The organism is Pseudomonas sp. P5_152, assembly GCF_033989915.1.
Lineage (GTDB): Bacteria > Pseudomonadota > Gammaproteobacteria > Pseudomonadales > Pseudomonadaceae > Aquipseudomonas.
On sequence record NZ_JASFAH010000002.1, the window covers coordinates 5,127,973 to 5,153,301 of the forward strand.

The following is a 25,329-nucleotide window of genomic DNA, read 5'->3' on the forward strand; positions in this document are numbered from 1 at the left end:
TTTGCTTGTCCTGGCGGTGACCCGTTACCCCTTGTTGGCACTCAGGATACTGGCCACCTGGCGCGGCTGGCAGTTGAGGTAGGGCGAGGACTTCAGCCAGCGCTGGTCCGGGTACCAGGAAAACATGAACTGGCCATCCTTGAGTTTATCGATCACCTGGCGCGCCACCTGCGGGCGTACCGCCGGGCAACCCTGGCTGCGGCCGATCCGGCCCTGACGCTCACTCCACAATGGGTTCACGTAATCGGCGGCATGGATCACAATCGCGCGATCGCGCGCCAGGTCGTTGAAACCCGGCTCCAGGCCGTCCATGCGCAACGAATAACCATGGGCGCCCTGATAGCTTTCCTGGGTGCGGAACAGGCCCAGGCTCGACTGGTAGCTGCCCATGCGATTGGAGAATTGGGTGGCGAAGTTTTCCCCGGACATTTGCCCATGGGCCACCAGGTCGCGCAGTACCAGGGATTTTTTGCGCAGGTCGAATATCCACAGGCGGCGCGCGGTCGAAGGCTGGGAGTAGTCGATCACTGCCAGGTGCTCGGCGCGCTGGGCACCGCTGCTGACCGCACATTGCATGGCGCTCAGGGCGCTTTTTAGTGCTTGGGGATTGAGTTCCGGGGCGGCGTGGGCGAGGCTGTTGTATAACGCCTGTTGTGAGGTATTGGCGGCGAACGCCGGAGTACAGATGGCGCCCAGGGTGATCAGTGCCAGGCCAAGCCGGCGCAAAAGGGTAAACATGCGAAGAGAGTCCTCAATGCTATTGTTGGCTCCCGACTTCCTGTCGTGCCCCTGGCAGGCCCATGTTGGGCTCGCCTGATTGCTTGCCGCACCTGCTGCAGAGGTCGACCGTCAAATCGTGACGGCCATGGATTGGAGTAAAGCAGTTGTTCAAAAAGCACGCATCTTACTTGAGCCTTTGCCTGCTCGCTGTGCCATTGGTCGCGACTGCCCAGAACGAGTTGGCAGACCACCCCGGGCCGATGCAATTGGCCGTGACCCAGGTGCCGGTGGATTGCCCGGGCCTGAAGCTGCGCCCGGACGCCTCGGCGCAGGCATTGCTGCAGGCCTTCTACCAGCAGCACGACTATCTGCCGGTGTGGACCGACGAGGCCCGGGTCGCGGCCTTGCTGGCGCAGTTCCAGTTGCTGGTCGATGATGGCCTGGACCCCAATCGCTACAGCCTGCCGCCGGCGGACGCGGTCGGTGGCCTGTTGTGCACCGACATCGGCATCAGCCTGCGTTACCTGCAGGCCCTGCGTGAGTTGCATTACGGGCGCCTGCAGCAAAGCCGCTTCGAGCCACTGTGGCATGCGCAGCCGCCCGCGGATGATCGCACGGCCCAGTTGCTGGCGATTGCCGGCCCCGGCGTGCATGACCTGGGTGCCGCCTTCGAGGCTGCCCGCCCGTCACTTGAGCAGTACCGCAGCTTGCGCCAGGTGTACGCGGCGCAGCGTCAACAGCCGTTACCGCACTGGCCGCAATTGCCCGCGGGCGCCTTGTTGCGCCCGGGCATGCAGGACCCCAGAGTCCCCGGGTTGGCCCAGCGCCTGGTCAGCGAGGGCTACCTGCCCAGCGTGCCGGCCCATGTCGGCAGCGACTACAGCGCGCAGTTGGCCAGCGCGGTGAAAAACTTCCAGCTCGACCACTCGCTGCAAGCCGATGGGGTCATCGGCGCCGGCACCCTGTCGGAGCTCAACATCAGCCCGGCACTGCGCCGTGAGCAACTGCGGATCAACCTTGAACGTTTTCGCTGGCTGGCGCAGGACATGGAACCCGACAGTCTGCTGGTGAACATTGCCGCGGCCCAGTTGACCCTGTTCCAGGGTGGGGTGCCGGTGTGGCAGACACGCACCCAGGTCGGCCGCGCCGAACGGCAAACCCCGTTGTTGAAATCCCGGGTCACGCGGCTGACCCTGAACCCGACCTGGACCGTACCGCCGACCATCATGCGCGAGGACAAGTTGCCGCAGATCCGCCGCGACCAGTCGTTCCTCAGCCGTCAGAACCTGCAGGTGCTGGACCGCAACGGCAATCCCCTGGCGGTGGACGAGATCGACTGGGACAACCCGGGCAATATCCTCCTGCGCCAGAGCGCCGGCCCGCGAAACCCCCTGGGGCAGATGGCGGTGCGCTTCCCCAATCCGTTCTCGGTGTACCTGCACGACACCCCAAGCCAGGCCTTGTTCGAGAAGGGCCCGCGGGCGTTCAGTTCAGGTTGCGTGCGAGTCGAGCATGCCTTGCAGTTACGCGACATGCTGCTCAGCCCGGCGGAGCGCTTGCGCACCAACGAATTGCTGGCCACCGGGCTGACGCATGAGTTCAGGCTGACGACACCGGTGCCGATCCTGCTGACGTACTGGACAGTACAGGCCGACAGCCACGGCCGTCTGTTGTACGCCCCGGACATCTACAGCCGCGACCCGGTGCTGTTGAACGCGCTGGGCGTGACCCTGTAGACAACCCAGGGACATTAACCCCACAAAATCCTGGCTGTCCCCATGGTTGCAGCGCCCCGAGGACCGTAGGAGCAAGGCGTGCCGAGCTTCTGCGGCGTCCGTATTTGTTCCTGCCGAGTGCCGCGTTTATCCCGGATGCTTGTGGGAGCGGGCTTGCCCGCGATGGTCTCGAGCACACCGCGCTCGTCCTGGATTTTCGCGTAATCGTTGACGTCCATCGCGAGCAAGCTCGCTCCCACAGAGTCCTTTGTGTCCATATGGCATGCAGCGCCCCGAGGACCGTAGGAGCAAGGCTTGCCCGCGATGGCGTCAGCGGGGCTTGCCGCGAATTGCGCAAGATTGTTCAAGACAGCCCGGCGTTTGGCTGGCACATTCAGATCCCCTCTTTTTGTTGTAGAGCACTATGTCTGACACTCTCCTGCCGCGCAGTGCCTTCCTGCGCGGTGCCGCGGCCGTGATGCCGTTGTCCCTGGCGACGGCGCCGTGGGGGCTGCTGGCCGGCTCCATGGCCATCGAGGCCAACCTCACGCCCCTGCAGGGCCAGGGCCTGTCGAGCATTGTCTTTGCCGGCGCCGCGCAACTGGTGGCGATCGGCATGCTCAAGGGCGGTGCGGGGATTTTCTCGATTCTGCTGACCACCTTGCTGCTGACCTCGCAACACCTGCTGTACGGCATGAGCCTGCGCCCGGTGGTGTCACCTTTACCGGCGCGCTGGCGGGTTGGCCTGGGTTTTCTGCTGACCGATGAGTTGTTCGCCCTCACCAGTCAGTTCGACCGCCAGCAGTTCAATCGCTGGTACGCGCTGGGGGTGGGGCTGACGTTTTATATCGCCTGGAACCTGTTCACCCTGGCCGGCATCGTGCTGGGCAGCAGCATCCCGGGGCTTGAACACCTGGGGCTGGACTTCTCCATCGCCGCCACCTTCATCGCCTTGATCACCCCGGTGGTGCGCAATATTCCCACCGTGGTCTGCGTGGCGGTCTCGCTGTTCTGCTCGGTGCTGTTCGCCTACTGGCAAGTGGGCTCGGCGCTGGTGCTGGCCGGGTTGCTGGGGATGACCGCCGGTTTTATCTGCAACAAATTCCAGGGAGCACGCACATGATGGTCTGGGCAGTCATATTCGGCATGGGCCTGCTGGTGTTTCTCAACCGCTACCTGTTCCTCGAACCCCGTCTGCCGGTGCGCCTGAGCAGCAACGCGCGCCAGTTCCTCGGCTTTGCCGTGCCCGGCATGCTGACCGCGATCTGCGGGCCGATCGTGTTCATGCCCGAGCAGCAACTGAACCTGCAGTGGGACAACCCCTACCTGCTCAGCTCGCTGGTCGCCATCGGCCTGGTGCTCTACACCCGCAGCACCCTGGTCAGCATGCTGTTGAGCATGGCGTTCTTTTTCCTGCTGCGTTGGTGGCTCTAGGGTTTGCCAGGTTTGCTGCTGCCGGGGATGTGCAGGTAGCTCATCACGCTTTCGGTGAGTTCAGTGGCCAATTTCACCGCTTCCTTGTTGCGCGCCATGACCCCGGCGACCAGCCCTTCGATCAGCGCCAGCACGGCGATGTAGGAGCTGGTCAACACCGGATGATCGGCCGGGGCGAACAGCACATGCCGGGCGACGTGGGTCAGGGGTGAGGCCGGGGAGTCGGTGATCGCCAGCACCGTAGCGCCTCGTTCGTGGGCAAAGCGCGACAGTTGCAGGGTGTCCAGGGAGTAGCGGGGCAGGGAGATCGCCAGCAGCACGTCGTCCCGGGTGATGGCGGCCAGGCGGTAGGCGGCGTTTTCGTTGCCGCCTTCCATGCTGATGGCCGTGGCGTCGGCGCAGAACGGCATCAGTGTCGAGGCGGCCAGGCCAGCCAGGTAGACGCTGTTGCCAAAACCGAGGATGTAGATCTTGCGTGCCTGGATCAGGCACGTGACCACTGCCTCGAAAGTGTCGGGGTGATTGTTGCTGCCGGCGGTATCGAGGTTGCTGGTGGCGCTCTGGATCTGCTCGTGCAGGCCGAACGCGCCACCGGGACGTTGCGCCAGTTCGTTGCGCAGCTTGTCCACGGGCGAGACCATCTGCTGCAAGGTGGTCACCAGCTCGGCCTTCATGCCGCTGTAGCCACCGACGTCCAGGGCCTTGGCCAGGCGATTGACCGCCGCGGGGGAGGTGGCGGTCTCGGCAGCCATTTCCTCGATGGTCAGGGTCGCGGCCTTGAGCGGGTGGCGCAGGATGAAGTCGGCGACCTTGCGCAGTGAAGGCGGCAGGTCCGCGAGGATCTGCGCCAGCTTGCGCATCACCGGGGAGGCATAGACCGTGGTGTTTTTCGGGGAATCAGACATAACCGGCTCGCCATCTACCAGAGGGTTCAAGGGGTCGACAGCGCCCCCTCGACATAAGTGGGCGCCAGTGTAGCCGAAGCGCATCGGCACTGCGTTCGCGATGGCCGGCGCCGATCAGCGCATTACTTCAAACTGCCGGCCAGGAACTGTTGCAGGCGTTCGGACTGGGGGTTGGCGAGCACGTCACGAGGCACGCCCCGTTCCTCGACCACGCCTTTGTGCAGGAACACCAACTGGTTCGACACTTCCCGGGCAAAGCCCATTTCGTGGGTCACCACCACCATGGTCCGGCCCTCCAGGGCCAGGTCCTGCATGACCTTGAGCACTTCGCCCACCAGTTCCGGGTCGAGGGCCGAAGTCGGCTCATCGAACAGCATCACCTCAGGCTCCATGGCCAGCGCCCGGGCGATCGCCACACGCTGCTGCTCGCCCCCGGACATATGGGCCGGGTAGGCGCCCCTGCGATGGGAGACGCCGACTTTATCCAGGTAGTGCTCGGCCTTTTCCCGCGTCGCCTTCTTGTCCATCCCCAGCACATGCACCGGGGCCTCCATGACGTTTTCCAGGGCGCTCATGTGCGACCACAGGTTGAAGTGCTGGAACACCATGGCCAGGCGCGAGCGCATGCGCTGCAACTGCCTGGGGTCGGCAGCCTTGAGCCCGCCGGTCTTGTTGGCCAGCAGCTTGAGCGGTTCGCCGTTGAGCACGATCTCGCCGGCGTTGGGTTGCTCCAGCAGGTTGATGCAACGCAGGAAGGTGCTTTTGCCCGAGCCGCTGGAGCCGATGATGCTGATCACATCGCCGGCCCGGGCCTGGAGTGAAACGCCCTTGAGTACTTCGACGCTGCCATAGGATTTGTGCAGGTCGCGAATTTCCAGTGTGTTCATGGTCTTGGTCTCGGGAGTCAGTCGCTGAGCAAGCGACCCTGGCGAATGGGAGTGCTGCCTGCGACCTTGGCCAGCCACAACCCGGGCTGGGCAAAACGCAGGCGTTCGCGGGCGTAGAGGATGCCATCGGTGCTGGCGGTGACCACGCTGTGGCGGTCGGTCAGGGGGTCGAGCACTTCGAACAACGGGTCGCCGACCTTGACGCGGGCGCCCACCGGTTGCAGGAAACTCACCACGCCCGGGTGCGGGGCATAGGCGTATTGGGCTCCGGCAAAGGGCGTCGCTTCACAGCATTCGGCCGGCGCGGCTGGCCAGTCACCGCTGATCAGGCCGACTTCGGCCAGATAGCCGAGGATCTGTTCGGCATCCAGCGCGCAGGTATCGCCCTCGGTGTCGAGCATGCCTCGCAGTTCCACAGTGGTTGCCACACAGGCCAGGGGAATGTTGGCCTGCGGGAAACGTTCGGCCAGGTGCAGCCATGGCACCGCGCAGGCTTCATCGAAGGCATTGCCGCCAGCGTCCTCGGCCAGCAGCACCGCGCCGGCCGCCAGGCGCGCGGCCAGCGAGCGTACTCGTGGCCAGTTCTGGGGCAGGGCGTAGAGCAGCATGATCGACTCGAAGTCGCAGTGCAGGTCCAGCACCACGTCGGCGGTGCAGGCGTGTTGCATCAGCAGCACGCGCAGGCCGTCGAGTTCCGACGCGGCGCCCGGCTGTTGATTGAGTGCTTGGACCATGGCCTCGCGAATCAATCCCACGTTGCTCTCGGCATCGCTGCCCAGTTGGCCGGCGACCCGTTCGGCCACCGCATCGGCGAGTGCCGGGAAGTCGCGGTTGAAATTCTTGCCGCTGTTGAATTCGAAGCGCCCCTGGTGGGTGGCCTGGAACATCTGTCCGATGCCAATCGGATTGGCCATCGGCACCAGTTCGATGACCCCATTCAGGCGGCCTTGTGCTTCGAGTTCGCGCAGCCGGCGCTTGAGTTCGACCGCCACACGCATGCCGGGCAGTTCGTCGGCGTGTAGGGACGCCTGGATATAAGCCTTGCGCGGGCCGCTGCCGAAGCGGAACACCGAGAGGGTGCGTTGCGTGCCGCTGGCGCTCCAGGGCAGGACGTGTTGAATGTGCTGCATGGCAATTCCTTAGTGTTTACGTGGGGCCAGGTGCGCCAGCCAGTGGCGCTCGGCGAGCTTGAACAGGCGCACGAGGATGAACGTCAGGGCCAGGTACATCAGGGCGGCGGTGATGAAGGCTTCGAACGGCATGTAGTAGCGCGAACTGACCGTGCGCGCCGCGCCGGTGATATCCACCAGGGTGACGATGGAGGCCAGGCTGGTGGTTTGCAGCATCATCAACACTTCGTTGCTGTACTGCGGCAGTACCCGGCGCAGCGCCGAGGGCAGCAGGATGCGTCGGTACAGGGTCAGGCGCGACATGCCCATGGCCTTGGCGGCTTCGATCTCGCCGCCGGGGGTCGACCTCAGACTGCCCGCCAGCAGTTCGGCGCTGTAGGCACTGGTGTTGAGGGCGAAGGCCAGGCAGGCACAGAAGGTCGCGCTGGACAGGTACGGCCAGAGCACGCTGTGACGCACCGCCTCGAATTGCGCCAGTCCGTAGTAGATCAGGAACAACTGCACCAGCATCGGGGTGCCCCGGATGATGTAGGTGTAGAGCCAGGCCGGTGCGTTGAGCCAGGGCGCCCGGGACACGCGCATCAGGGCCAGGGGCACCGCCAGCACCAGGCCCAGGGCCAGGGAAATCAGCAGCAGCTTGAGGGTCAGCAGGGCGCCGCCGAAGTACAGCGGCAGGCTGTCCCAGATCAAGGTGTAGTCGAGCATGGTCAGGGTCTCCCGGTCACAGGTCGGCGGCTTTGATGCCGACCGAATAACGTTTTTCCAGGGTGCGCAGCAGCACCAGCGAGACACTGGTGATCACCAGGTACAGCGCCGCAACCGCGAGGTAAAACGTGAAGGGTTCATGGGTCGCATCGGCGGCGTTCTTGGCCTTGAACATCATGTCCTGCAGGCCGATCACCGAAATCAGCGCGGTGGACTTGGTCAGCACCAGCCAGTTGTTGGTGAAACCGGGAATGGCGAAGCGGATCATCTGTGGCACCAGGATCCGCCAGAACACCTGCCAGCCGCTCAGGCCATAGGCCCGGCCGGCTTCGCCCTGGCCCGCGGGAATGGCCATGAAGGCGCCGCGAAAGGTTTCCGACAGGTAGGCACCGAAGATGAACCCCATGGTGCAGACCCCCGCGACAAACGGGTTGATGTCGATGTACTGCTCGTAGCCAACGCCTTGGGCAATACGGTTCACCAGGTCCTGGCCGCCGTAGAAAATCAGCAGGATCAGTACCAGGTCGGGGATGCCACGAATCACCGTGGTGTAGGCCTCGCCCAGATTCGCCAGCCACTTGACCGGCGACAGGCGAAACGCCGCGCCGAGCAGGCCCAGGGTAATGGCCAACGCCATGGCACTCAGGGCCAGGTTGATCGAAAGCCAGGCGCCATCGAGAATGCTCGATCCGTAGCCGTGCAGCATGATGAAGTCCTCACCCGACACGCGTTGGGCGTGCGGGACGACAGGGGTTGATGACGATCAGACAAGGGGTGAAACCTGTGGGAGCGGGCTTGCCCGCGATGAGGCTGGCACCTTCAACATCGATGTCGGCAGGCCCACCGCCATCGCGGGCGAGCCCGCTCCCACAGTGGATCGGGGGCGAACTCACATCTGTATTCCACCCATGCCCCGGTGGGAGCGGGCTTGCCCGCGATGACGCCCATGCAAGCAACTCTGCAGTTGCTTTACCCACCTTTACTCAGCAGTCGAACCGTAGATGTCATAGGCGAAGTACTTGCCCATGATCTGCTGGTATTTGCCGTTGGTGCGCAGGGTGTCGATCGCGGCGTTCAGGCGCTCGGCGTTGGCCGTGTCACCTTTGCGCAAGGCAATCCCGGCACCCCGGCCGAAGTACTTGGGGTCGTTGATGTCCGGACCCACCAGGGCAAAACCCTTGCCGGCCGGGGTCTTGATAAAGGCTTCGTCGGTGTTGACGATGTCCGCCAGGGTCGCGTCCAGGCGACCTGATGCCAGGTCCAGCGAAGCTTCGCTTTGCGAGGAGTAGCGCACCACCTCGACCCCGGCCGGGGCCAGTTGCTCGGTGGCGTAGCGGTCGTAGGTCGAGGCGCGCTGCACACCGACCTTCTTGCCCTTGAGATCCAGCAACGGGTCGTTGATTACCACGTCGTCCTTCATCGCGAGCTTGCCGGGGGTGTGGTAGTACTTCTTGGTGAAGTCGACGGACTTCAGACGATCGGGGGTGATCGACATCGATGACAGAATCGCATCGACCTTGCGCACCTTGAGCGACGGGATCATCCCGTCGAAGGCCAGGACCACCCACTGGCACTTGATCTTCATCTCATCACACAGCGCATTGCCGACGTCATAGTCGAATCCGCTGATCTCACCTTCCGGGGTCTTGAAGGAAAACGGCGGGTAGGCGGCTTCGATGCCAATGCGCAAGGTGCTGTCGTCGGCGTGGGCGAGGGTGCTGGCGGCACAGAAGGCCAGAGCAGCCAGAAGTCCGGTCGTGTTCATCGTGTTGACTCCGTGAGTAGGGGGCGGATGCCCTTCTTATGGGCCTATGATTGACATGAAATAATTCATTAATCAATACAATGAAAATAAAAATATCAGTTTGGCGCTTTATGTCAGCCAGACGGTCATGGCGCAATGGCTGTGCGGGGCTAGAGTTGCCTGACTGAACTCCTGCCATCGAAGAGGGCACTGCCATGAATACCAGCGATCTGCTTGAACAATTACTGCGCGCCGGCCAGGGCGCGCAGGGCCAACAGGGCGGTGGTGCCGCGGGTGGGCAAGGCGGCCTGGGTGACTTGGGCGGGTTGCTGGGTGGTCTGTTGGGCGCCGGTGGTGGTGGCGCCGCTGCTGGTGCCGGCGGCCTCGGTGGCTTGGGTGGCCTGCTGGGCGGGCTCGGAGGATTGCTGGGTGGCGCGGGGAGCGGCGGCGGTACGACTCAGGGTCGCTCCAGTGGCACCAATTATGCCGCGCTGGCGTCCCTGGGGATGATGGCGTTCCAGGCCTATCAAGCCTGGCAACGCAGCCAGGCTTCAGCCCCGCAACAGGCGCCGCAGACTGTTGACCAGTTGCTTGCCGGCCCGCAAATCGAAGCCCATAGCCATGCCGTGTTGCGGGCACTGATCGCCGCCGCCAAGGCTGACGGGCGTATTGACGACCAAGAGAAGCAGATGATCAGCACCGAGATCGGCCGGCACACCGACGACCCCGACCTGCAGCAGTGGCTCGATGACGAAGTCGCCAAGCCGCTGGACGCCAATGACGTCGCGCAATCGGCCACCGACCCGGCCATCGCCGCGGAAATGTACCTGGCCAGCGTGATGCTGGTCGATCACCAGCAGGATGCCGAGCGCGCCTACCTCGACGAGTTGGCCGCAGCGTTGAAGCTCGATCCGCAATTGCAGGTGCAACTGGAGAAACAGACCGGCGTGTGAACACAAGCGATGAACTCAAAAACAACGCGTTTATTCAGGTAATACGCGTCATCGTTAGCGTCCATCGCGAGCAGGCTCGCTCCTACAAAGTACTGCGCTCACTTAACTGAACAGCATTACCTGTAGGAGCGAGCCTGCTCGCGAAGAACGTCAACGATGACGTGCACATGCAGGATGAATGCGGCGCTCTCAAAGTTTTCGCGAGCAAGCGGAACGCCGCCCGGCTGCTCAGCGGGATTGAGGCAGGGGGGCTGCACGCGTGGTTATAAAGTCAGATCACATTGATATAAGTGGTTATAAGAAAAATCGCTATGCTGCCTGCCAGTTTTTGCTCGTCACGCTGGTTCTGTAAGGTATGGCAATGGATTTCGGTAATTTGGGTTTTGTAGTTGCAGGCTTGGTTGTCGGATTTATTGTCGGTATGACCGGTATTGGTGGCGGCTCGTTGATGACCCCGATTCTGCTGTGGTTCGGTATCAATCCGGCCACCGCCGTCGGCACCGACCTGCTGTACGCGGCGATCACCAAGTCCGGTGGGGTGCTGGTTCATCAGAAGAACAAGAACATCGACTGGAAAATCACCGGCTGGCTGACCGCAGGCAGTGTGCCGGCCGTGGCCCTGACCCTGCTGTTTCTCACCTTCTTCAACAACGACGCCCAGGCGACCAACGCGATCATCAAGCAGGCCCTGGGTTTTGTGCTGTTGCTGACCGCGCTGGCGATTTTCTTCAAGAAGCAGTTGCTGGCCTTCGCCCATAAACACGCGGGCGATCACTATCACCTGAGCGAGCGCAAACTCAATCTGCTGACCATCGGCACCGGGGCGTTGCTCGGGGTGATGGTGGCGCTGACGTCCATTGGCGCCGGTGCCCTGGGCACGGTGGCGCTGTTCCTGCTGTACCCGTTCCTGGCCACCAAACGTTTGGTGGGTACCGAAATCGCCCACGCCGTGCCCTTGACCCTGGTCGCCGGCCTTGGCCACGCGAGCATGGGCAACATGGACTGGCACCTGCTGGGGTTCCTGCTGATGGGGTCGCTGCCGGGGATTTACATCGGCAGTCACCTGACCGGCAAAGTCTCCGACGGCGTGCTGCGTCCGTGCCTGGCGGCCATGCTGGTGTTCATCGGCTACAAGCTGGCGTTCTGATTCAGGGCGCTGGCCGGGCACTGTTGCCGCAGTGCCTGGCCATTCTCCAGTTACTTGCGCGCCTCAAGTATCAGGTTGAACGGAGTTTCCGCCGCCCGGCGGAAGTGTTTGAACCCGGCTTCGCTGAACACGTCCCGCAACCGTGCCTCACCCGCTTGCGCCCCCAGCCCCAGGCCCACTTCCTGGGACAGCGAGTTGGGCGTGCAGATGAAGGTCGAGGCGGCGTAGAACAAGCGACCTACCGGGGTGCTGTTCTGGTCCAGTTGATCGCTGGCGTAAGGCTCCACCAACAGCACGCTGCCATCGGCCTTGAGCGATCGATAGGCATGCTTGGCTGCGCCCACCGGGTCGCCCATGTCGTGCAGGCAGTCGAAATAGCAGACCAGGTCGTAGTCGTGGCCCGGGTAGTTTTTGGCGGTGCCCTGGATGAACTGCGCGCGGTCGGCCACGCCGCCTTCTTCGGCGCGTTGGTTGGCGGTGGCGATGGAGGGGGCGTGATAGTCGAAGCCAACAAAGGTCGAGGCCGGGAAGGCCTTGGCCATGACCACAGTGGAAGCCCCGTGGCCGCAACCGATATCCGCCACCTTGGCGCCGGCTTTGAGCTTGTCGACCACGCCTTCCAGGGCGGGCAGCCATTCATCCACCAGGTGGGCGCGGTAGCCGGGTCGGAAGAAGCGTTCGGTGCCACTGAACATGCAGGGGTGGTGATCGCCCCAGGCCAATGCACCGTCGCCGCGCATGGCCGCCAGCAGTTTGTCCTTGTCGTGGTACAGGGCGGCTATTACCCCGGCACCACCTGCGACATACACCGGGGAGTCCTCGTGGGCGAGCGCCATGGCCTGTTCTTCCGGCAGGCGGAACTGCCCGTCGGCGTGCTCCATGTAGCCTGAGGCCGCATGGGCGCTGAGCCATTCACGCAGCAACCGGGCATTGCAGCCGGTCTTGGTGGCCAGTGCCTCGGGGGTCACCGGCAGGCTGTCCGCCATGGCGCGATACAGGCCCAGCTCTTCGCCGACGATCACATTGGCGAGCATCGCGGCACCGCCCATGTCGGTCACCAGCTTGCCCATGAAGTCCTGCAGTTTGCCTTCGTCCATAACCGCGCCTCCTGAAAAAGGCCACCGCTGAACCAGGCACACCATGCAGCGACAGCAGCCTGTCAGGCGATGGTCGGATGGATGATCGGGACGACCGTGGGCGAACTGCCTGCCACGCGAATGCCCGGGCATAGACCATGTCCGGGCGTGTTGGACGCGAAGTCGTCGTCCTGCAGAGTTGTCGCTGTGGGGCAGGGCCCCACAGGACGCTTACGAAGTGGCCATTGGTTCCAGCGTCATGAGCGTGGTAATGGGCAGGCACGCTGCTGAAGGACGCGGATTTGGCTACGTCCCCCTATTGGGAACACTAACAGTGTAGTACGCGTTGTATGGATGTGCCTGGCCGTTGGTCTTGCCTGGCGCTTTGCACGCTATGCCCGTTCCTTTGAGGCTGGCGGGCAGTGGCGGATTAACCCTGCTGACCTAAGCTTGGCAACATGGCGATAGAAATTTCCCACATCAAAACTGGATCTTTCGCCTTGATGCGCAATCATAAGCGTGAAAATCAAAAGGAGATGCGCATGCTCATTCGGTCACTGACCCTCGCTACTTTGCTGGCTGTCGCGGGCCCCTTGTTCGCTGCCGACAACGACACGCCTCTGGCCCAGGAACGCGGCAAGAGCCGGCCGCTGATTGTCATCGCCCCCAGCAGCATCGACCCGACGCTGGTCAACCTGAAAAAATCCCTCGACGACCCGGCCACCAAAAAAGCCTTCCAGGACCGCAGCATGGTGCTCTACACCGTGGTCCAGTTGATGGGCCAGCGCGATGGCAAGGACCTGGATGCGCAAACCACCATGGCGTTGATTCGCGAACTGAAACTGGGGGTCAGCGGTGAGACCAAGGTCATCCTGGTGGGCAAGGACGGCGAGAAGAAACTCGAACACCTGGGCCCGATAGACGCCAAGGCGCTGTTCGAGACCGTCGACCAGTTGCCTGCCGCCGAGAAAGAAGCGGCACCACCGGCACCTGCGGTCGCCGAAACGCCAGCCAAAGGCACCAAGGCCGCCAAGCCTGCCAAGCCGGCGAAACCACCACAGCCGCTGGATGATTGAAACTCGAGCGGGGGTGCTCCTGCATAGGTCATCGGTTTGACCAGGCCACCCCCCACCGCTGCTCCAGGTTCATCGCCAGCACGCTGATCAACACCACCAGCGCTCCCACCATCACCATCAATCCCGGCCGTTCTCCCAGCAGGGCTGCGGCAATCAACATGGCGGTGGGCGGTGTCAGGTACAGCGCCATGGCGGCGCGGCTGGCCTCGACCTGGCGCAAGACAAAGGCCCAGGCCAGATAGGCCAGGGCACTGGGGAACACCCCGAGAATCGTCACCGCCAGGTGAACCTGCGCCGGTGCCCTGGCCACCGCAGCGCCCAGGCCCGGAAGGAACACCAGCAACAACAGGGTGCCGGACCATACCGTGTAGCAGACCATGGTCAGGCCGCTGTAACGCTGGCAATGGCGTTTGTGCAGGGCGAAGTACAGGCTCCAGGACAGCGCGGCCAGCAGGATCAACAGGCCGTGGGGGTCGATGCTGCCCAGGCCGCGATCACCGGCGACCACGATGCCGGCGCCACACATCCCCAGCACCACACATCCCCAACGCCAGGCGCTGACGCGGTCGTTGAAGATGAAATGTGCCAGCAGCGCGCTGAACAGCGGAGTCGACTGCGCCAGCACGCTGGCGGCGCCGGCACTGACCCCGCGTTGACCGAAATTCAGCGCAATGTGGTGCAGGCTCACGGCAAACAATCCCAGCATGAGCAACAGTGGCAGGTCGCGCAGGCGCGGTAGCTCGATGCCCTTGCAGGCTGCGATCAACGCCATCAACAACGAGGCCACGAGGAACCGCAACAACGCCAGGTGTCCGGGTTCATAGGCGCTCAGGCCGATGCGGATGCCGGTCGGCGAGTAACCCCAGCAGACGATCACAAACAGCACGGCCAGGAGAATCTTCAGGGTTGAACGAGTGGGCATCAGGTCGGCCTGCCAGGTCAGGTGCGCAACGAAGACCGCGACGAGGTGACGGCTTCTGCCCCTTGAGTATTGGAGCCTTACCTATTCACTACAACTGACTTAACATGAGGTGAATGTTCACTTTTGGTGATGTATGGAGCTGGCGCAGATTCGCATGTTCAAGACGGTTTTCGAGACCGGCAGCATTGCCCGTGCTGCGCAGGTGCTGCATTGCGTGCCCTCGAACATCACCGCGCGCCTCAAGTCGCTGGAAAGCGAGCTGGGCGTCGAATTGTTTTACCGGGCGGGGCGGGGGTTGCAGATCAGCCCGGCCGGCGAAATCTTCCTGACCTACGCTGCGCAGATCCTGGCCCTGTCCGAGGAAGCCAAGCGTGCCGTGGATCCCGGAGCGCCGCCGTCCGGGCCGCTGCGCATCGGCGCGATCGAATCATCGGCCAGCGGCCGCCTGCCCAGGTTGTTGGCTCGATTCCATAGGCGTTATCCGGCGGTCGCCCTGGAGCTGACCACCGGGCCTTGGGCGCAGTTGCTCGAGGACACGCTCCTGCACAAGCTCGACGGGGTGATTGTGGCGGTCGACGTCGAGCGACCACTGCTCAAGCGCAAGCTCATGTACCGCGAAGACCTGGTGCTGATCGCGTCGCCGTCTCTGGGACCGTTGCGCGAGGCCGCCGACCTGCGCGGCAAGTCGATCTTCATGTGGCCCTCGGGGTGCCCGTACCGAGCCACGCTGGAGCGCTGGCTGCTAGGGCAGGGGGAAGCCTTGCCGATCATCAGCATTGCCAGTTACGGCAGCATTGTCGGTTGCGTCAGTGCGGGGGCCGGCGTGGCGCTGGTGCCCAGGGGGATTTTCGAACAGTACGGACCGGGCGCCGGCTGGGCCAGCTACGAATTCCCGGAGCTGACGGCCATCGACAACCTGTTCTATTGGCACGAACACTCCCGGCATCACCCGGCCCGGGAAGCGTTCGTCGCGATGCTGCAGGAAGAGTTTGCGACTGCCAGCTTGTAGGTGCGGGCTTGCTCCGGGCGGCGTTCCGACGATGGCGGTGAGTCAGGCACCATCGATGTTGAATGGGCCGGCCCCATCGCGGGCAAGCCCGCTCCCACAGTGGTTCTGGGTGTTCGAAGATTTTGGGTACGCCCACTCAACCTGGGGGAGCTGGCTTGCCAGCGATAGCGGTGTGTCAGGCTGAATGGCCCGCTCCTACAGTTGCGGGTTGAATCAGTCCCGTTCGATGGCCAATGCCACGCCTTGGCCGCCACCGATGCACAGGGTAGCCAGGCCTTTCTTGGCGTCGCGCTTGATCATCTCGTGCAGCAACGACACCAGCACGCGGCAGCCCGAGGCGCCGATCGGGTGGCCGAGGGCAATCGCGCCACCGTTGACGTTGACCTTGCTCGCATCCCACTGCAGCTCTTTGCCAACCGCCAGGGACTGCGCGGCGAATGCTTCGTTGGCTTCGATCAGGTCCAGTTGCGCCAGGTTCCAGCCAGCCTTGTCCAGGCAGCGGCGGGTGGCCGATACCGGGCCGATGCCCATGATCGCCGGGTCGACACCGGCATTGGCGTAGGCGGCGATCTTCGCCAGTACTGGCAGGCCCAGTTGCTTGGCTTTTTCAGCGCTCATCAACAGCACGGCAGCGGCGCCGTCGTTGAGCGAAGAGGCGTTGCCGGCGGTGACGCTACCGTCTTTCTTGAACGCCGGCTTGAGCTTGGCCAGGGAGGCGGCGGTGGTCTCGGCGCGCGGTTTTTCATCGACCGCGAAAGTCAGCGGATCGCCTTTGCGCTGGGGAATCAGGATCGGCGTGATCTCGTCGGCAAAACGCCCGGCTTCGATGGCGGCCGTGGCCTTCTGCTGGGAGGCGGCGGCGAAGGCGTCCTGTTCCTCACGGCTGAGGCTGTACTTGTCCACCAGGTTCTCGGCGGTGATACCCATGTGGTAATCGTTGAACGCATCCCACAGGCCGTCGCTGATCATGCTGTCGACCATCTTCGCGTGACCCATGCGCAGGCCGGTGCGGGCGGCTGGCAACACATACGGCGCCAGGCTCATGTTTTCCATGCCGCCGGCGATGATCACGTCGGCGTCGCCGCAGCGGATCGCCTGGGCGCCCAGGTGCAGGGCCTTGAGGCCCGAACCGCAGACTTTGTTCAGGGTCAGCGCCGGCACCGCGTGGGGCAGACCGGCGAGAATCGAGGCCTGGCGCGCCGGGTTCTGGCCCGAGCCTGCGGTCAGGACCTGGCCGAGGATCACTTCATCCACCTGGTCGGCGGCCAGACCGGTCTGTGCCAGCAACTGGCGAATCACCGCAGCACCGAGTTCCGGCGCCGGGATGCTGGCCAGCGAACCCTGGAAGCTGCCGATGGCAGTCCGGGTGGCGGCGACAATCACGACTTCTTGCATCGTATTTCTCCTCAAAGGGTTCAGGCGAACTGCATTTCTGGAACGTGTTCGGGAACGATCAGTTTACCGGCAGTCTTGCTGACGATTTCCTCGACGCTGACACCCGGTGCGCGTTCCTTGAGGATGAAGGCACCGTTTTCGATTTCCAGGTAGGCCAGGTCAGTCAGGACCCGCTTGATGCAGTTGGCGCCGGTCAGTGGCAGGCTGCAATGGCTCAGCAGCTTGGACTCACCGTCCTTGGAGGCGTGGGTCATGGTGACGATGATGTTGTCGGCACCGGCTACCAGGTCCATTGCGCCGCCCATGCCCTTGACCAGTTTGCCCGGGATCATCCAGGAGGCGATGTTGCCTTGTACGTCGACTTCGAACGCGCCGAGCACGGTCAGGTCGATGTGGCCGCCGCGAATCATCGCGAAGGATTCGGCGGAAGAGAAAATCGATGCGCCAATACGCGCGGTCACCGTTTGTTTGCCGGCGTTGATCATGTCGGCGTCGACCTGATCATCTGTCGGGAAAGCGCCCATGCCGAGCAGGCCGTTTTCCGACTGCAGCATGACTTCCATGCCTTCGGGAATGTAGTTGGCAACCAGGGTCGGAATACCGATGCCCAGGTTCACGTAGTAGCCGTCCTGCATTTCGCGGGCGACGCGTTGAGCCATTTGTTCGCGGGTAAGAGCCATTTTTTATTCTCCGTTGTTCGTCGGGCTGGGGGCGTGGATCACTTGCGCACGGTGCGCTGTTCGATGCGTTTTTCGAACGTGCCGCAGATCACCCGGTCAACGTAGATGCCAGGGGTATGGATGTGCGCAGGGTCCAGCTCGCCAGGCTCGACGATCTCTTCGACTTCGACCACGGTGATCTTGCCGGCAGTGGCAGCCAGCGGGTTGAAGTTCTGGGCGGTGTGGCGATAGACCACGTTGCCGAAGTGGTCGGCTTTCCAGCCTTTGACGATGGCGAAGTCGCCGGTGATGGACTCTTCCATCAGGTACGGGCGGCCATGGAACTCACGCACTTCCTTGCCTTCGGCCACGGGCGTGCCGACGCCGGTAGCAGTGAAGAATGCAGGGATACCCGCGCCGCCAGCGCGCATTTTTTCTGCCAGGGTGCCTTGTGGGGTCAGCACCACTTCGATTTCGCCGCTCAGCAGTTGTTTCTCGAACAGGGCGTTTTCACCGACGTAGGACGCCACCACCTTGCTGATCTGCCGGTCTTCGAGCAGCACGCCGAGGCCAAAACCGTCGACGCCGCAGTTGTTGGAAACCACGGTCAGGTCGCGCGTGCCCTTGCGTTTGATCTCGGCAATCAGGTTTTCCGGAATGCCGCACAAGCCGAAGCCGCCAGCGATCACGGTCATGCCGTCTTCAAGGCCGGCGAGGGCCTCTTCATAGGAACTCACGCGCTTGTCGAAACCTGCCATATGCACCTCTTTTATTCTTTGTGGGCGGCTGGCTAGCCGTATGGGGTTGAGTGTTGCGCCATCCGATTCATTTGATAAGTTGATTTTTAAGGTGGATTAATAGATAAAACTCGTTAATCCGTGACGTACTTCATAATAAGGAACGCAGATGACCGTCAAGCAGATCCGCGCGTTTCTCGCCGTGGCCCAGAGTTTGAGCTTCGCCGTGGCCTGTGAGCGGCTGCACCTGTCGCAGTCGGCGCTGAGCCTGACCATCAAGGCCCTGGAAGAAAGCCTCGGCGGACGATTGTTCAGTCGCACCACGCGTAATGTCGCGCTGACCCCCGAAGGCGAGTCCCTGCTGCCCCTGGCCCGGCGCCTGATTGCCGACTGGGACAACGCCGAGGACGAAATGCGCCAGCGTTTCACCCTGCAGCGCGGGCGAGTGACCCTGGCGGCGATGCCTTCGTTTGCCGGCAACCTGCTGCCGCCGATCCTCAAGACCTTCCGCGCGCGTTACCCGAAAGTCAACGTCACGGTGAACGACGTGATCAACGAGCAGGTGCTGGAGATGGTGCGCGACCGTCAGGTGGAACTGGGCGTGGCGTTCGAGCCGATGCAGAGTTCATCGCTGCAGTTCACGGCGCTCTATGTCGACCGTTTTGTCGCGGTGGTGCCCAGTGATTCGCCGCTGGCCGGTCTCAGCGAAATCGACTGGAACACCCTGCTGGAGCAGCCCTTCATTACCTTGCAGCGTCCGTCGACGGTGCGGGTGATGCTCGAAGAGCACCTGCAAGCGCGCCAGACCCGCCTGCCGGTGGCCTTTGAAAGTCACCAACTGGCGACCGTCGGGCGCATGGTCGCCAGCGGCCTGGGCGTCAGCGCCGTGCCAGCCTTGTGTGCCGCGCAAATGCGCGAACTGGGCGCCCATTGCATCACCTTGGGTGAGCCGGTGGTCGAGCGTGCCATCGGCATCCTGACCAAGCCCGGCCACGAACTGTCGGCAGCCGCCCAGGCGCTGTTCGACATCCTCAAGGGTGAGGTACGTCTGTAGTCCTTGTGCCCTGATACCTGCACGATGGGTCTCGAATCGTCCAGGGCAATTCTGATTTTACCCCGACCCGTTCAACACTTCTGGACGCTCGCGCAGAATCACTGACCCTCGTTCTGCAGAGAGACAACGGATGCTCATACCTGCCCATGAACCCTGCTTTATCTTGACCGTCGACGGCCTGCGCTGGACCTACCGGCGCAATGCCCACGGCGATATCTGCGAACAGATCGACCCCCATGGCCAGGTCACCCGCTACCGACACGACGCCGAGGGCCGATTGCGACAAGTATTGGCGGCCGATGGTGCCACCCGGACCTTCAGCTATAACGCCTACGGCAAGGTCAGTGCCGAGCAGGATGAACTGGGCCAGGTCACACGTTACGAGTACGACCGCCACCTGCACCTGATCAGCCGACGGATCAATCCGGATGGTAGCCAGTTGTGCTATCGCCATGACCGCAGCAGTGGGTTGTTGTCGGAGATCGAAAACCCAGTCGGTGAGGTGTATCGGCTGGAGCGGGGCGCCAATGGGCGGATCGAGCAGGAGTGGACTTTTGACGGACGGCGCTTCACATTTGCCTATGATCACCAGGGCCATCTGCTGCAGAAAAGCCAATGGGCGACTGACGGCTGTGCGCTGGTCACGGCGTACCAGCGTGACAGGACGGGGCGCCTGCTGCTCAAGATATTGCCCGACGCCAGCCGGGTGGCCTATGACTACGACCCAAAGGGACGCCTGAGCCGAGTCGACGATGACAGCGACTGGCCACTGATCTTCACCTACGATCTGCAGGGACGGCTGCTCAGCGAGCAGCAGGGCTGGGCCTGCTTGCGCTACAGCTACAACGCCAGCGGCCAGCTCGAGCGCATGCAGTTACCGGACAACCACTGGGTCGATTATCACTTCGCCACCGATGGCAGCCTCGCAGCCATTGGTTACAACGGTGAGCAGCTGTCCAGCCATCGCTTCGAGCGCGGGCAGGAGCAGCAGCGCCAACAGGGCCGGTTGCTCAGTCAGTATCACTACGACGCACGGGGTCGCCTGCAGGCCCACGCTGTCAACCAGCCACAGCGTCCGCTGTACTTGCGGCACTACAGTTATGGGGTCAGCGGCAACCTGGCGAGCATCGCCGACAGCCAACACGGTCAGCGCAGTTTTTATTACGACGCCGGCAACCGCCTGGTCCGGGTGCGACACTCACGGGGCGCGCCGGGGCAACAGTTCGCGTACGACCCGTGTGGCAATCGCCTACCGGATCCTGGCGACTGCCATTACGACTACGATGCCTTTGGCAACCTGATCCGCGTACGCCGGGACGGTCAACCTGCGCAGGTGACCCATTACCACTATGACTGCCAGCATCGCTTGAGCGTGGTGGTCCTGCCCAATGGCAGCCGGGCCAGCTACCGCTATGACCCTTTTGGCCGGCGCAGTGCCAAGACTGTCGATAGCAGTACCACCGAGTTCGTCTGGCAAGGGCAACGGCTGGTTGGCGAAATCAGCGGCGATCATCAACGTCACTATCTTTATGAACCCGACACTTTCCGCCCATTGGCCCTGGTCGAGAGAGGCGCTGCAGGCGATAGCCGCCGGTTCTACTACCAGCTCGATCATCTCGGCACCCCCCAGGAATTGACGGACAGCAGTGGCGAAATCGTCTGGGCGGCGACCTATCAGGCCGGCGGCCAAATAGTCGGTCTTGAGCATTTGGGCCACGAGCCTGTGGAGCAGCCGCTGCGTTTCCAGGGGCAGTACTGCGACGAGGAAACGGGCTTGCACTACAACCGCCATCGCTACTACTGCCCGCACCTGGGGCGTTACCTGACACCGGCCCCGAACCGCCTGGCGGCTGGCCTCAACGCCTATCAGTACGCAGTGAATCCAACGACTTGGGTCAACCCCCTGGGACTCAGCAGCTGCCTGGGAGGTGATGGCCGCAAGCCGCTACTGCAAGTGCATGATCCGTTGGCCAGGGCGGTGGTGGATGAGGCTGAGCCGCAGTTGCCGCAAGCCCTGATACGAGGCATCGGCGAGCGGTGGTGAGGAGGGAGGGCCGTCTGTCCTTTTTTCCTGCACGGGGGCTTTTTTCACGAAATTCTGACATTCGCAGGTGCAGATTGAACGGACAAAAGGATTTGACCCCATAGACAAAAAGCCCGCCAGATGCGTAATGCTGTTCACTTAAGCATTTGAGCTCACGCCGGGCTTCCTAGAAAATCCGATGCCAGACCTCTGGCATCGGATTTTTTATGTCTGTTCAACAGGACCTGCTCGACCTCGACGACCTTTTTAACTTCTGCGACCTGAGCACCTTCACCCAAAACATTCCCATCGAGTGGGTAGCGTCTGCGCTCGACCTCTCCAGTCAGGCGACCATTCGCCGGCGGCGCCTGCCCGCTGATCAAGTGCTGTGGCTAGTGCTTGGCATGGCGTTATTTCGTGACGAGCCGGTTCACGAGGTGGCCAGGCGTTTGAACATCTGCGCCCAAGGCCTGGCCTCTGACCATTTGCTGGCGCGCAGTGGTGTAACCGAAGCTCGTAAACGGCTCGGCGCCGATCCTGTTGAGTGGTTGTTCCGCAAGACCGGCAACCATTGGGGCGCAGAGCGCTATGACGATGATGCCTGGCATAATTTGCAGGTTTTCGCGGTGGACGGTGCGCTTTTTCGCACCCCGGATACGCCCGAGCTTCGAGATCACTTCGGGTCGGGAAACACCCCCAGCGATCGCCAGACACCGTTTCCGATGCTGCGCCTGGTGGCGCTAATGAATGTGCGTTCGCACGTGATCCTAGATGCACAATTGAGCCCTTACCGACGCAGTGAAATGCGCCTGGCCGACGAGTTTTTGCAGCATATTCCCGACCACTCGGTGACGCTGTTCGACAAAGGGTTCTGGGGCGCGGAGCTGCTGTTGAGCCTAAGTAGAACGGGCACCAGCCGTCATTGGTTGATCCCGGCAAAAAAGGGACTGGTCTGCGAGGAAGTGGCCCGCTACAACCAGCGCGACCGTTTGGTGCGTATGAAAGTCTCGCCACAGGCCAGAAAGCGAAATCCGACTCTTCCCTCGCACTGGGAGGTACGCGAAGTCAGCTATGAAATTCAAGGCAAAGTGAAGACCGTGATGACGTCCTTGCCGGCCAAGACCTACACCACTAAGGCTGTTGCCAAACTTTATCAGGAGCGTTGGGAGATCGAGTTGGGTTTCAGGGACATCAAGAGTTCAATGCAACAGAACGCAATGACCTTGCGCAGCAAAAAAATCGAGCTGATCTATCAGGAAGTGTGGGGGCTGTTGCTGGCTTACAACGTGATTCGCCGGGAAGCGAGCCAAGCGGCGGTGGCGTTTGGTCGAGCGCCTTCGGACATCCGTTTCAAACCGGCCTGCCAGTACATCGCCGTGCAATTGATCGTGATGGCAGCAGCCAATCCAGTTTCAGCGACAGGGAGACGCTTGGCGGAACTGAGGGCAGGTATCGGGGGATTGTTTCTGGATCACCGCCCCAGGCCTTCGAGGCCAAGGACGGTGAAGATTTCAAAGACCCGGTTCCCAGTGGACCGTGAGGCTGCTCCGCTTAAGTGAACAGCATTACGCCAGATGCGGGCTTTTTGTTGTCAATCTGCCAGCACTCAAGCCTGGCTTGCATCACTGGTTTGTCGTGCCTTGGCGATCGCCGCCTCAATCGCGGCACGTGCCTGCGGGCTGTTCTTCCAGCAGGTGGAGCCGACCACTGCCGACGCCTGGACCACGATTTCGCGGGCATTGGCCTGGCTCAGTTGCAGCAAGGTGGTGAACCCCAGTTGTTCAAGGCGCTGGACCACCGTCGGGCCGACCCCCTTGACGCTTAACAGTGTTTGTTTTTCTTCCGTTGAAAATCCCATAGGGGCTCCTTTTTTGGTGAGCGTTACTGTAGCGCAATGCTCGTTGACGATGGCGCGTGCTTCTGGGATAAACCTGCTGCCCCTGAAAGGACCGCCGCTGCAGTCTGTTGCTGTTCGGCGTAGAGGGCGACCGCGCGCACCAGGTTGCCCGGTTGCAATTGCAGGCGGCGGGCGGTCGGCCGATCCACTATCAGGTTACTGCCATCACGCTGTGCGCGGGCGACGGTGATGCGGCAGTTTTCCAGGCGGCGGTTGTGGATCAGCCACACCGGCGCCTGGTCATCAGGTGAACCGATCAACAGGCTCAGCGGCTGGCTATCGCGCACCGCGCGGATAGTCCCGACCGGGGCTTCGATCACCGGTCCCGCATCAAAGATGTCGACATAACCCTGATGGACGAACCCCTCGGCATCCAGGATCCTGCGGGCCGGCTCGGCGTTCTCATGGGGCTTGCCGATGACGTCCCGGGCCTGTTCGGTGAGCAGGCAGGTGTACAGCGGCTGACGCGGGATCAACTCGGCGATCAACGTTTTGTTGCCCAGCCCCGACAGATGATCGGCATGCCGGAAATCTTGTCGAAAAAAGTGTCGACCCAGGCTGTCCCAGAACGGTGAACACCCTTGCGCGTCGGCGCTGCCACGTAACTCGGCAATCAGTTTGTCGCCGAACAACTGCGGGTACTCGGCGACAAACAGCAGGCGTGCGAGCGACAGCAGGCGGCCGTTGTGGCCCAGGCGATGCGCCGGGTGCAGGAACAACGAGCAGACCTCCGATTGGCCAGTCATGTCATTGTTGAGAAACAGCGTCGGTAACTGTTGTTCGATGCCCAGGCTGGCGGACCGATTGACTGTCAGCCCTACACGGTAGTTGTACCAGGGCTCGCGCAGGCCTACGGCGCCGCCCAGCGCGCTGACCCCGAGCACTTGCTGGTCGTCGTCCTCGAGCACGAACAGGTAGTCGGCGTCCGCCCGTTCAACCTGACTGGCAAAGGTCCGTTGGGCCCAGCGGATCCGGTGGGCCAGGCGCTCTTCGTTGGCCGGCAGGGTGGTGAACCCGGGGCCTGCACATTGTGCCAGGGCCAGCACGGCCGGCAGGTCGCCGCTGTGTACCGGGCGCACGATCATCGGCCGGTTCCCTGGCCACTCAACACCGGCCTCATAGGGCGACCAATCGCAGCGGGCTGCCGTCAGTCAGATGCAAGGCCGCCAGGGTGGCGGGGTCGAGGGTCACCGGCTCGTCGGCGCTCCAGTCCAGTTCGACCACCATCGCGCGAAAGTCATCCACGGCGTCATTGCAGATCAGGTAGGTGGTCTGGCCCGCATGCGCGGTGCCTCGGCGGGCGGTCGCCGTGCGGCTGTGGGCAATCGAGCGAATGCTGGGGGTGCGTGCAAACAGCGTCGGGCCGGCGTCGAACAGGTCGACGTAGCTGTTGGTTTCGAAGCCTTCGCGCTCGAGGATGTCGAAGGCTTCCTGGCCCGCGGGATGGACCCGGCCAATGCATGCCTGGGCGTCTGGCGTGAGCATCGGTACATAAATCGGATAATGGGGCATCAGCTCGGCGAGAAAACTGCGGTCCTGCAGCCCACAGAGGCGTTCGACCTCGACGTAGGACAGGTTGAAAAAGTGCTTGCCCAGGGCATTCCAGAAGGGTGACTCGCCCGCCGCGTCGCTGTAGCCGACGATCTCGGTAATGACCGCTTCGGCAAACCGTTGCGGATGCGCGGCAATGAACATCAGCCGGGCTCGCGAGAGTAGTTCGCAGAAAGCCGTGTGCTGCAGTTCTGCGTCGATGTGCAGGCCGCGCAGCAGGGTGTGGGGGCTGAGGTCCTGGCACAACGACAGCGTCGGTACGCCATGGTGTACGTTCAGTTCCCGGGACGCACTGATGAAGGGGCGGTTGCGCAGGCTGTAGAACGGTTGCTGGTAGCCGGCGGTGGCGACGATTTCCGCGCAGCCGAGCAAACGCTGGTGCTCCAGGTCGTGCAGGACAAAGCAGTAGTTCTCCCGGCCATTGCTCTGTACCGGGCTGGCAAAGGAGCGCTGGGAGTCGCGGATTTTCTGCAGCAGGCAGTGGCTGTCGTCCGGCAGGGACGTGACCCCTACCAGGCTCTCGCGCGCCAGTTGCTGTAACTGGGGCAGGTCGGATGGCTCGACTGGGCGTAGGACCAGCATGGATAAAC

General features: G+C 62.7%; 25 protein-coding genes. 10 read left to right on the forward strand and 15 right to left on the reverse strand.

The genetic code is table 11. The annotated features are described in order from the left end of the window. Positions 1 to 24: 24 nt before the first annotated feature. Entirely contained in the window at positions 25 to 738 is a 714-nt protein-coding gene (locus QMK50_RS23375; RefSeq protein ID WP_095171006.1) for a murein L,D-transpeptidase catalytic domain family protein, read from the reverse strand. A 146-nt stretch (positions 739 to 884) separates the two neighbouring features. Between QMK50_RS23375 and QMK50_RS23380 the strand changes: the two genes are divergently transcribed. The 3 genes from QMK50_RS23380 (at position 885) to QMK50_RS23390 (ending at position 3,869) form a co-directional block, all read left to right on the forward strand. Beyond that, entirely contained in the window at positions 885 to 2,456 is a 1,572-nt protein-coding gene (locus QMK50_RS23380) for a L,D-transpeptidase family protein (protein ID WP_320334075.1), read from the forward strand. A 403-nt stretch (positions 2,457 to 2,859) separates the two neighbouring features. Next, entirely contained in the window at positions 2,860 to 3,558 is a 699-nt protein-coding gene (locus QMK50_RS23385) for an AzlC family ABC transporter permease (protein ID WP_095171001.1), read from the forward strand. Next, positions 3,558 to 3,869: an AzlD domain-containing protein gene (locus tag QMK50_RS23390; RefSeq protein WP_320334543.1), complete on the forward strand. Its 312-nt coding sequence runs from the start codon at positions 3,558 to 3,560 to the stop codon at positions 3,867 to 3,869. The genes QMK50_RS23385 and QMK50_RS23390 overlap by 1 nt, the downstream gene beginning before the upstream one ends. Here the strand turns inward: QMK50_RS23390 and QMK50_RS23395 are convergent. The 6 genes from QMK50_RS23395 to QMK50_RS23420 form a co-directional block, all read right to left on the reverse strand. After that, positions 3,866 to 4,774 carry a MurR/RpiR family transcriptional regulator gene (locus QMK50_RS23395; RefSeq protein WP_095170999.1) on the reverse strand — a complete coding sequence of 303 codons (909 nt, stop codon included), beginning with the start codon at positions 4,772 to 4,774 and terminating at the stop codon, positions 3,866 to 3,868. The two genes, QMK50_RS23390 and QMK50_RS23395, sit on opposite strands and share 4 nt — an antisense overlap. Positions 4,775 to 4,896: 122 nt before the next feature. Continuing rightward, the gene (locus QMK50_RS23400; RefSeq protein WP_159994703.1) at positions 4,897 to 5,661 is read right to left on the reverse strand and encodes an ABC transporter ATP-binding protein; all 765 of its coding nucleotides are present in this window, start codon (positions 5,659 to 5,661) and stop codon (positions 4,897 to 4,899) included. Positions 5,662 to 5,678: 17 nt separating this feature from the next. Then, positions 5,679 to 6,791, reverse strand: coding sequence for a succinylglutamate desuccinylase/aspartoacylase family protein (locus QMK50_RS23405; protein ID WP_159994705.1), 1,113 nt, complete (start codon positions 6,789 to 6,791; stop codon positions 5,679 to 5,681). 9 nt (positions 6,792 to 6,800) lie between these two features. Then, the gene (locus tag QMK50_RS23410; protein WP_159994707.1) at positions 6,801 to 7,496 is read right to left on the reverse strand and encodes an ABC transporter permease; all 696 of its coding nucleotides are present in this window, start codon (positions 7,494 to 7,496) and stop codon (positions 6,801 to 6,803) included. A 16-nt stretch (positions 7,497 to 7,512) separates the two neighbouring features. Then, complete coding sequence (locus QMK50_RS23415; protein WP_095170992.1) at positions 7,513 to 8,202, reverse strand: ABC transporter permease; 690 nt, start codon at positions 8,200 to 8,202, stop codon at positions 7,513 to 7,515. Between the two features lie 273 nt (positions 8,203 to 8,475). After that, positions 8,476 to 9,261, reverse strand: coding sequence for an ABC transporter substrate-binding protein (locus QMK50_RS23420; RefSeq protein WP_095170990.1), 786 nt, complete (start codon positions 9,259 to 9,261; stop codon positions 8,476 to 8,478). A gap of 194 nt (positions 9,262 to 9,455) precedes the next feature. Between QMK50_RS23420 and QMK50_RS23425 the strand changes: the two genes are divergently transcribed. After that, positions 9,456 to 10,193, forward strand: a complete 738-nt coding sequence (locus tag QMK50_RS23425) for a tellurite resistance TerB family protein (RefSeq protein WP_320334076.1) — start codon at positions 9,456 to 9,458, stop codon at positions 10,191 to 10,193. 361 nt (positions 10,194 to 10,554) lie between these two features. Next, a complete protein-coding gene (locus QMK50_RS23430; RefSeq protein ID WP_095170987.1) occupies positions 10,555 to 11,340 on the forward strand; it encodes a sulfite exporter TauE/SafE family protein in 786 nt (261 codons plus the stop codon). Between the two features lie 50 nt (positions 11,341 to 11,390). Here QMK50_RS23430 and QMK50_RS23435 read toward each other — a convergent pair whose 3' ends face one another. After that, a complete protein-coding gene (locus QMK50_RS23435; protein ID WP_095170985.1) occupies positions 11,391 to 12,437 on the reverse strand; it encodes a class I SAM-dependent methyltransferase in 1,047 nt (348 codons plus the stop codon). A gap of 521 nt (positions 12,438 to 12,958) precedes the next feature. On the opposite strand from QMK50_RS23435, the gene QMK50_RS23440 reads away from it, so the two are divergent. Beyond that, positions 12,959 to 13,492: a DUF4174 domain-containing protein gene (locus QMK50_RS23440; RefSeq protein WP_095171069.1), complete on the forward strand. Its 534-nt coding sequence runs from the start codon at positions 12,959 to 12,961 to the stop codon at positions 13,490 to 13,492. 28 nt (positions 13,493 to 13,520) lie between these two features. Here QMK50_RS23440 and QMK50_RS23445 read toward each other — a convergent pair whose 3' ends face one another. Then, positions 13,521 to 14,414 (reverse strand): DMT family transporter, encoded by an 894-nt coding sequence (locus QMK50_RS23445; protein ID WP_320334077.1) that lies wholly within the window; start codon positions 14,412 to 14,414, stop codon positions 13,521 to 13,523. Between the two features lie 133 nt (positions 14,415 to 14,547). Between QMK50_RS23445 and QMK50_RS23450 the strand changes: the two genes are divergently transcribed. Beyond that, positions 14,548 to 15,423 carry a LysR family transcriptional regulator gene (locus QMK50_RS23450; RefSeq protein WP_095170981.1) on the forward strand — a complete coding sequence of 292 codons (876 nt, stop codon included), beginning with the start codon at positions 14,548 to 14,550 and terminating at the stop codon, positions 15,421 to 15,423. Between the two features lie 213 nt (positions 15,424 to 15,636). On the opposite strand, the gene QMK50_RS23455 is transcribed toward QMK50_RS23450, so the two are convergent. Genes QMK50_RS23455 through QMK50_RS23465 form a run of 3 tightly spaced genes read right to left on the reverse strand, consistent with a single transcriptional unit; the run spans position 15,637 to position 18,235 of the window. Next, entirely contained in the window at positions 15,637 to 16,818 is a 1,182-nt protein-coding gene (locus tag QMK50_RS23455; protein WP_320334078.1) for an acetyl-CoA C-acetyltransferase, read from the reverse strand. Positions 16,819 to 16,838: 20 nt separating this feature from the next. After that, on the reverse strand, positions 16,839 to 17,498 hold the full coding sequence (locus tag QMK50_RS23460; protein ID WP_095169307.1) for a CoA transferase subunit B: 660 nt from the start codon (positions 17,496 to 17,498) through the stop codon (positions 16,839 to 16,841). Positions 17,499 to 17,536: 38 nt separating this feature from the next. After that, the gene (locus QMK50_RS23465) at positions 17,537 to 18,235 is read right to left on the reverse strand and encodes a CoA transferase subunit A (RefSeq protein WP_095169306.1); all 699 of its coding nucleotides are present in this window, start codon (positions 18,233 to 18,235) and stop codon (positions 17,537 to 17,539) included. Positions 18,236 to 18,383: 148 nt separating this feature from the next. Here QMK50_RS23465 and QMK50_RS23470 point away from each other — a divergent pair, with 148 nt between their 5' ends. The 3 genes from QMK50_RS23470 to QMK50_RS23480 all read left to right on the forward strand — a co-directional run bounded on the left by QMK50_RS23470 (position 18,384) and on the right by QMK50_RS23480 (position 22,850). Further along, complete coding sequence (locus QMK50_RS23470) at positions 18,384 to 19,268, forward strand: LysR family transcriptional regulator (protein WP_095169305.1); 885 nt, start codon at positions 18,384 to 18,386, stop codon at positions 19,266 to 19,268. A 130-nt stretch (positions 19,269 to 19,398) separates the two neighbouring features. Further along, positions 19,399 to 21,312: an RHS repeat-associated core domain-containing protein gene (locus tag QMK50_RS23475; RefSeq protein ID WP_320334079.1), complete on the forward strand. Its 1,914-nt coding sequence runs from the start codon at positions 19,399 to 19,401 to the stop codon at positions 21,310 to 21,312. Between the two features lie 206 nt (positions 21,313 to 21,518). Beyond that, positions 21,519 to 22,850, forward strand: coding sequence for an IS4 family transposase (locus tag QMK50_RS23480; RefSeq protein ID WP_320332658.1), 1,332 nt, complete (start codon positions 21,519 to 21,521; stop codon positions 22,848 to 22,850). Positions 22,851 to 22,897: 47 nt separating this feature from the next. Here the strand turns inward: QMK50_RS23480 and QMK50_RS23485 are convergent, their stop codons facing one another. Genes QMK50_RS23485 through QMK50_RS23495 form a run of 3 tightly spaced genes read right to left on the reverse strand, consistent with a single transcriptional unit; the run spans position 22,898 to position 25,321 of the window. Then, complete coding sequence (locus tag QMK50_RS23485; RefSeq protein WP_095169303.1) at positions 22,898 to 23,149, reverse strand: Pathogenicity locus; 252 nt, start codon at positions 23,147 to 23,149, stop codon at positions 22,898 to 22,900. A 23-nt stretch (positions 23,150 to 23,172) separates the two neighbouring features. After that, entirely contained in the window at positions 23,173 to 24,273 is a 1,101-nt protein-coding gene (gene astA, locus QMK50_RS23490) for an arginine N-succinyltransferase (protein WP_320334080.1), read from the reverse strand. 31 nt (positions 24,274 to 24,304) lie between these two features. After that, complete coding sequence (locus QMK50_RS23495) at positions 24,305 to 25,321, reverse strand: arginine N-succinyltransferase (protein ID WP_320334081.1); 1,017 nt, start codon at positions 25,319 to 25,321, stop codon at positions 24,305 to 24,307. Positions 25,322 to 25,329: the final 8 nt, after the last annotated feature.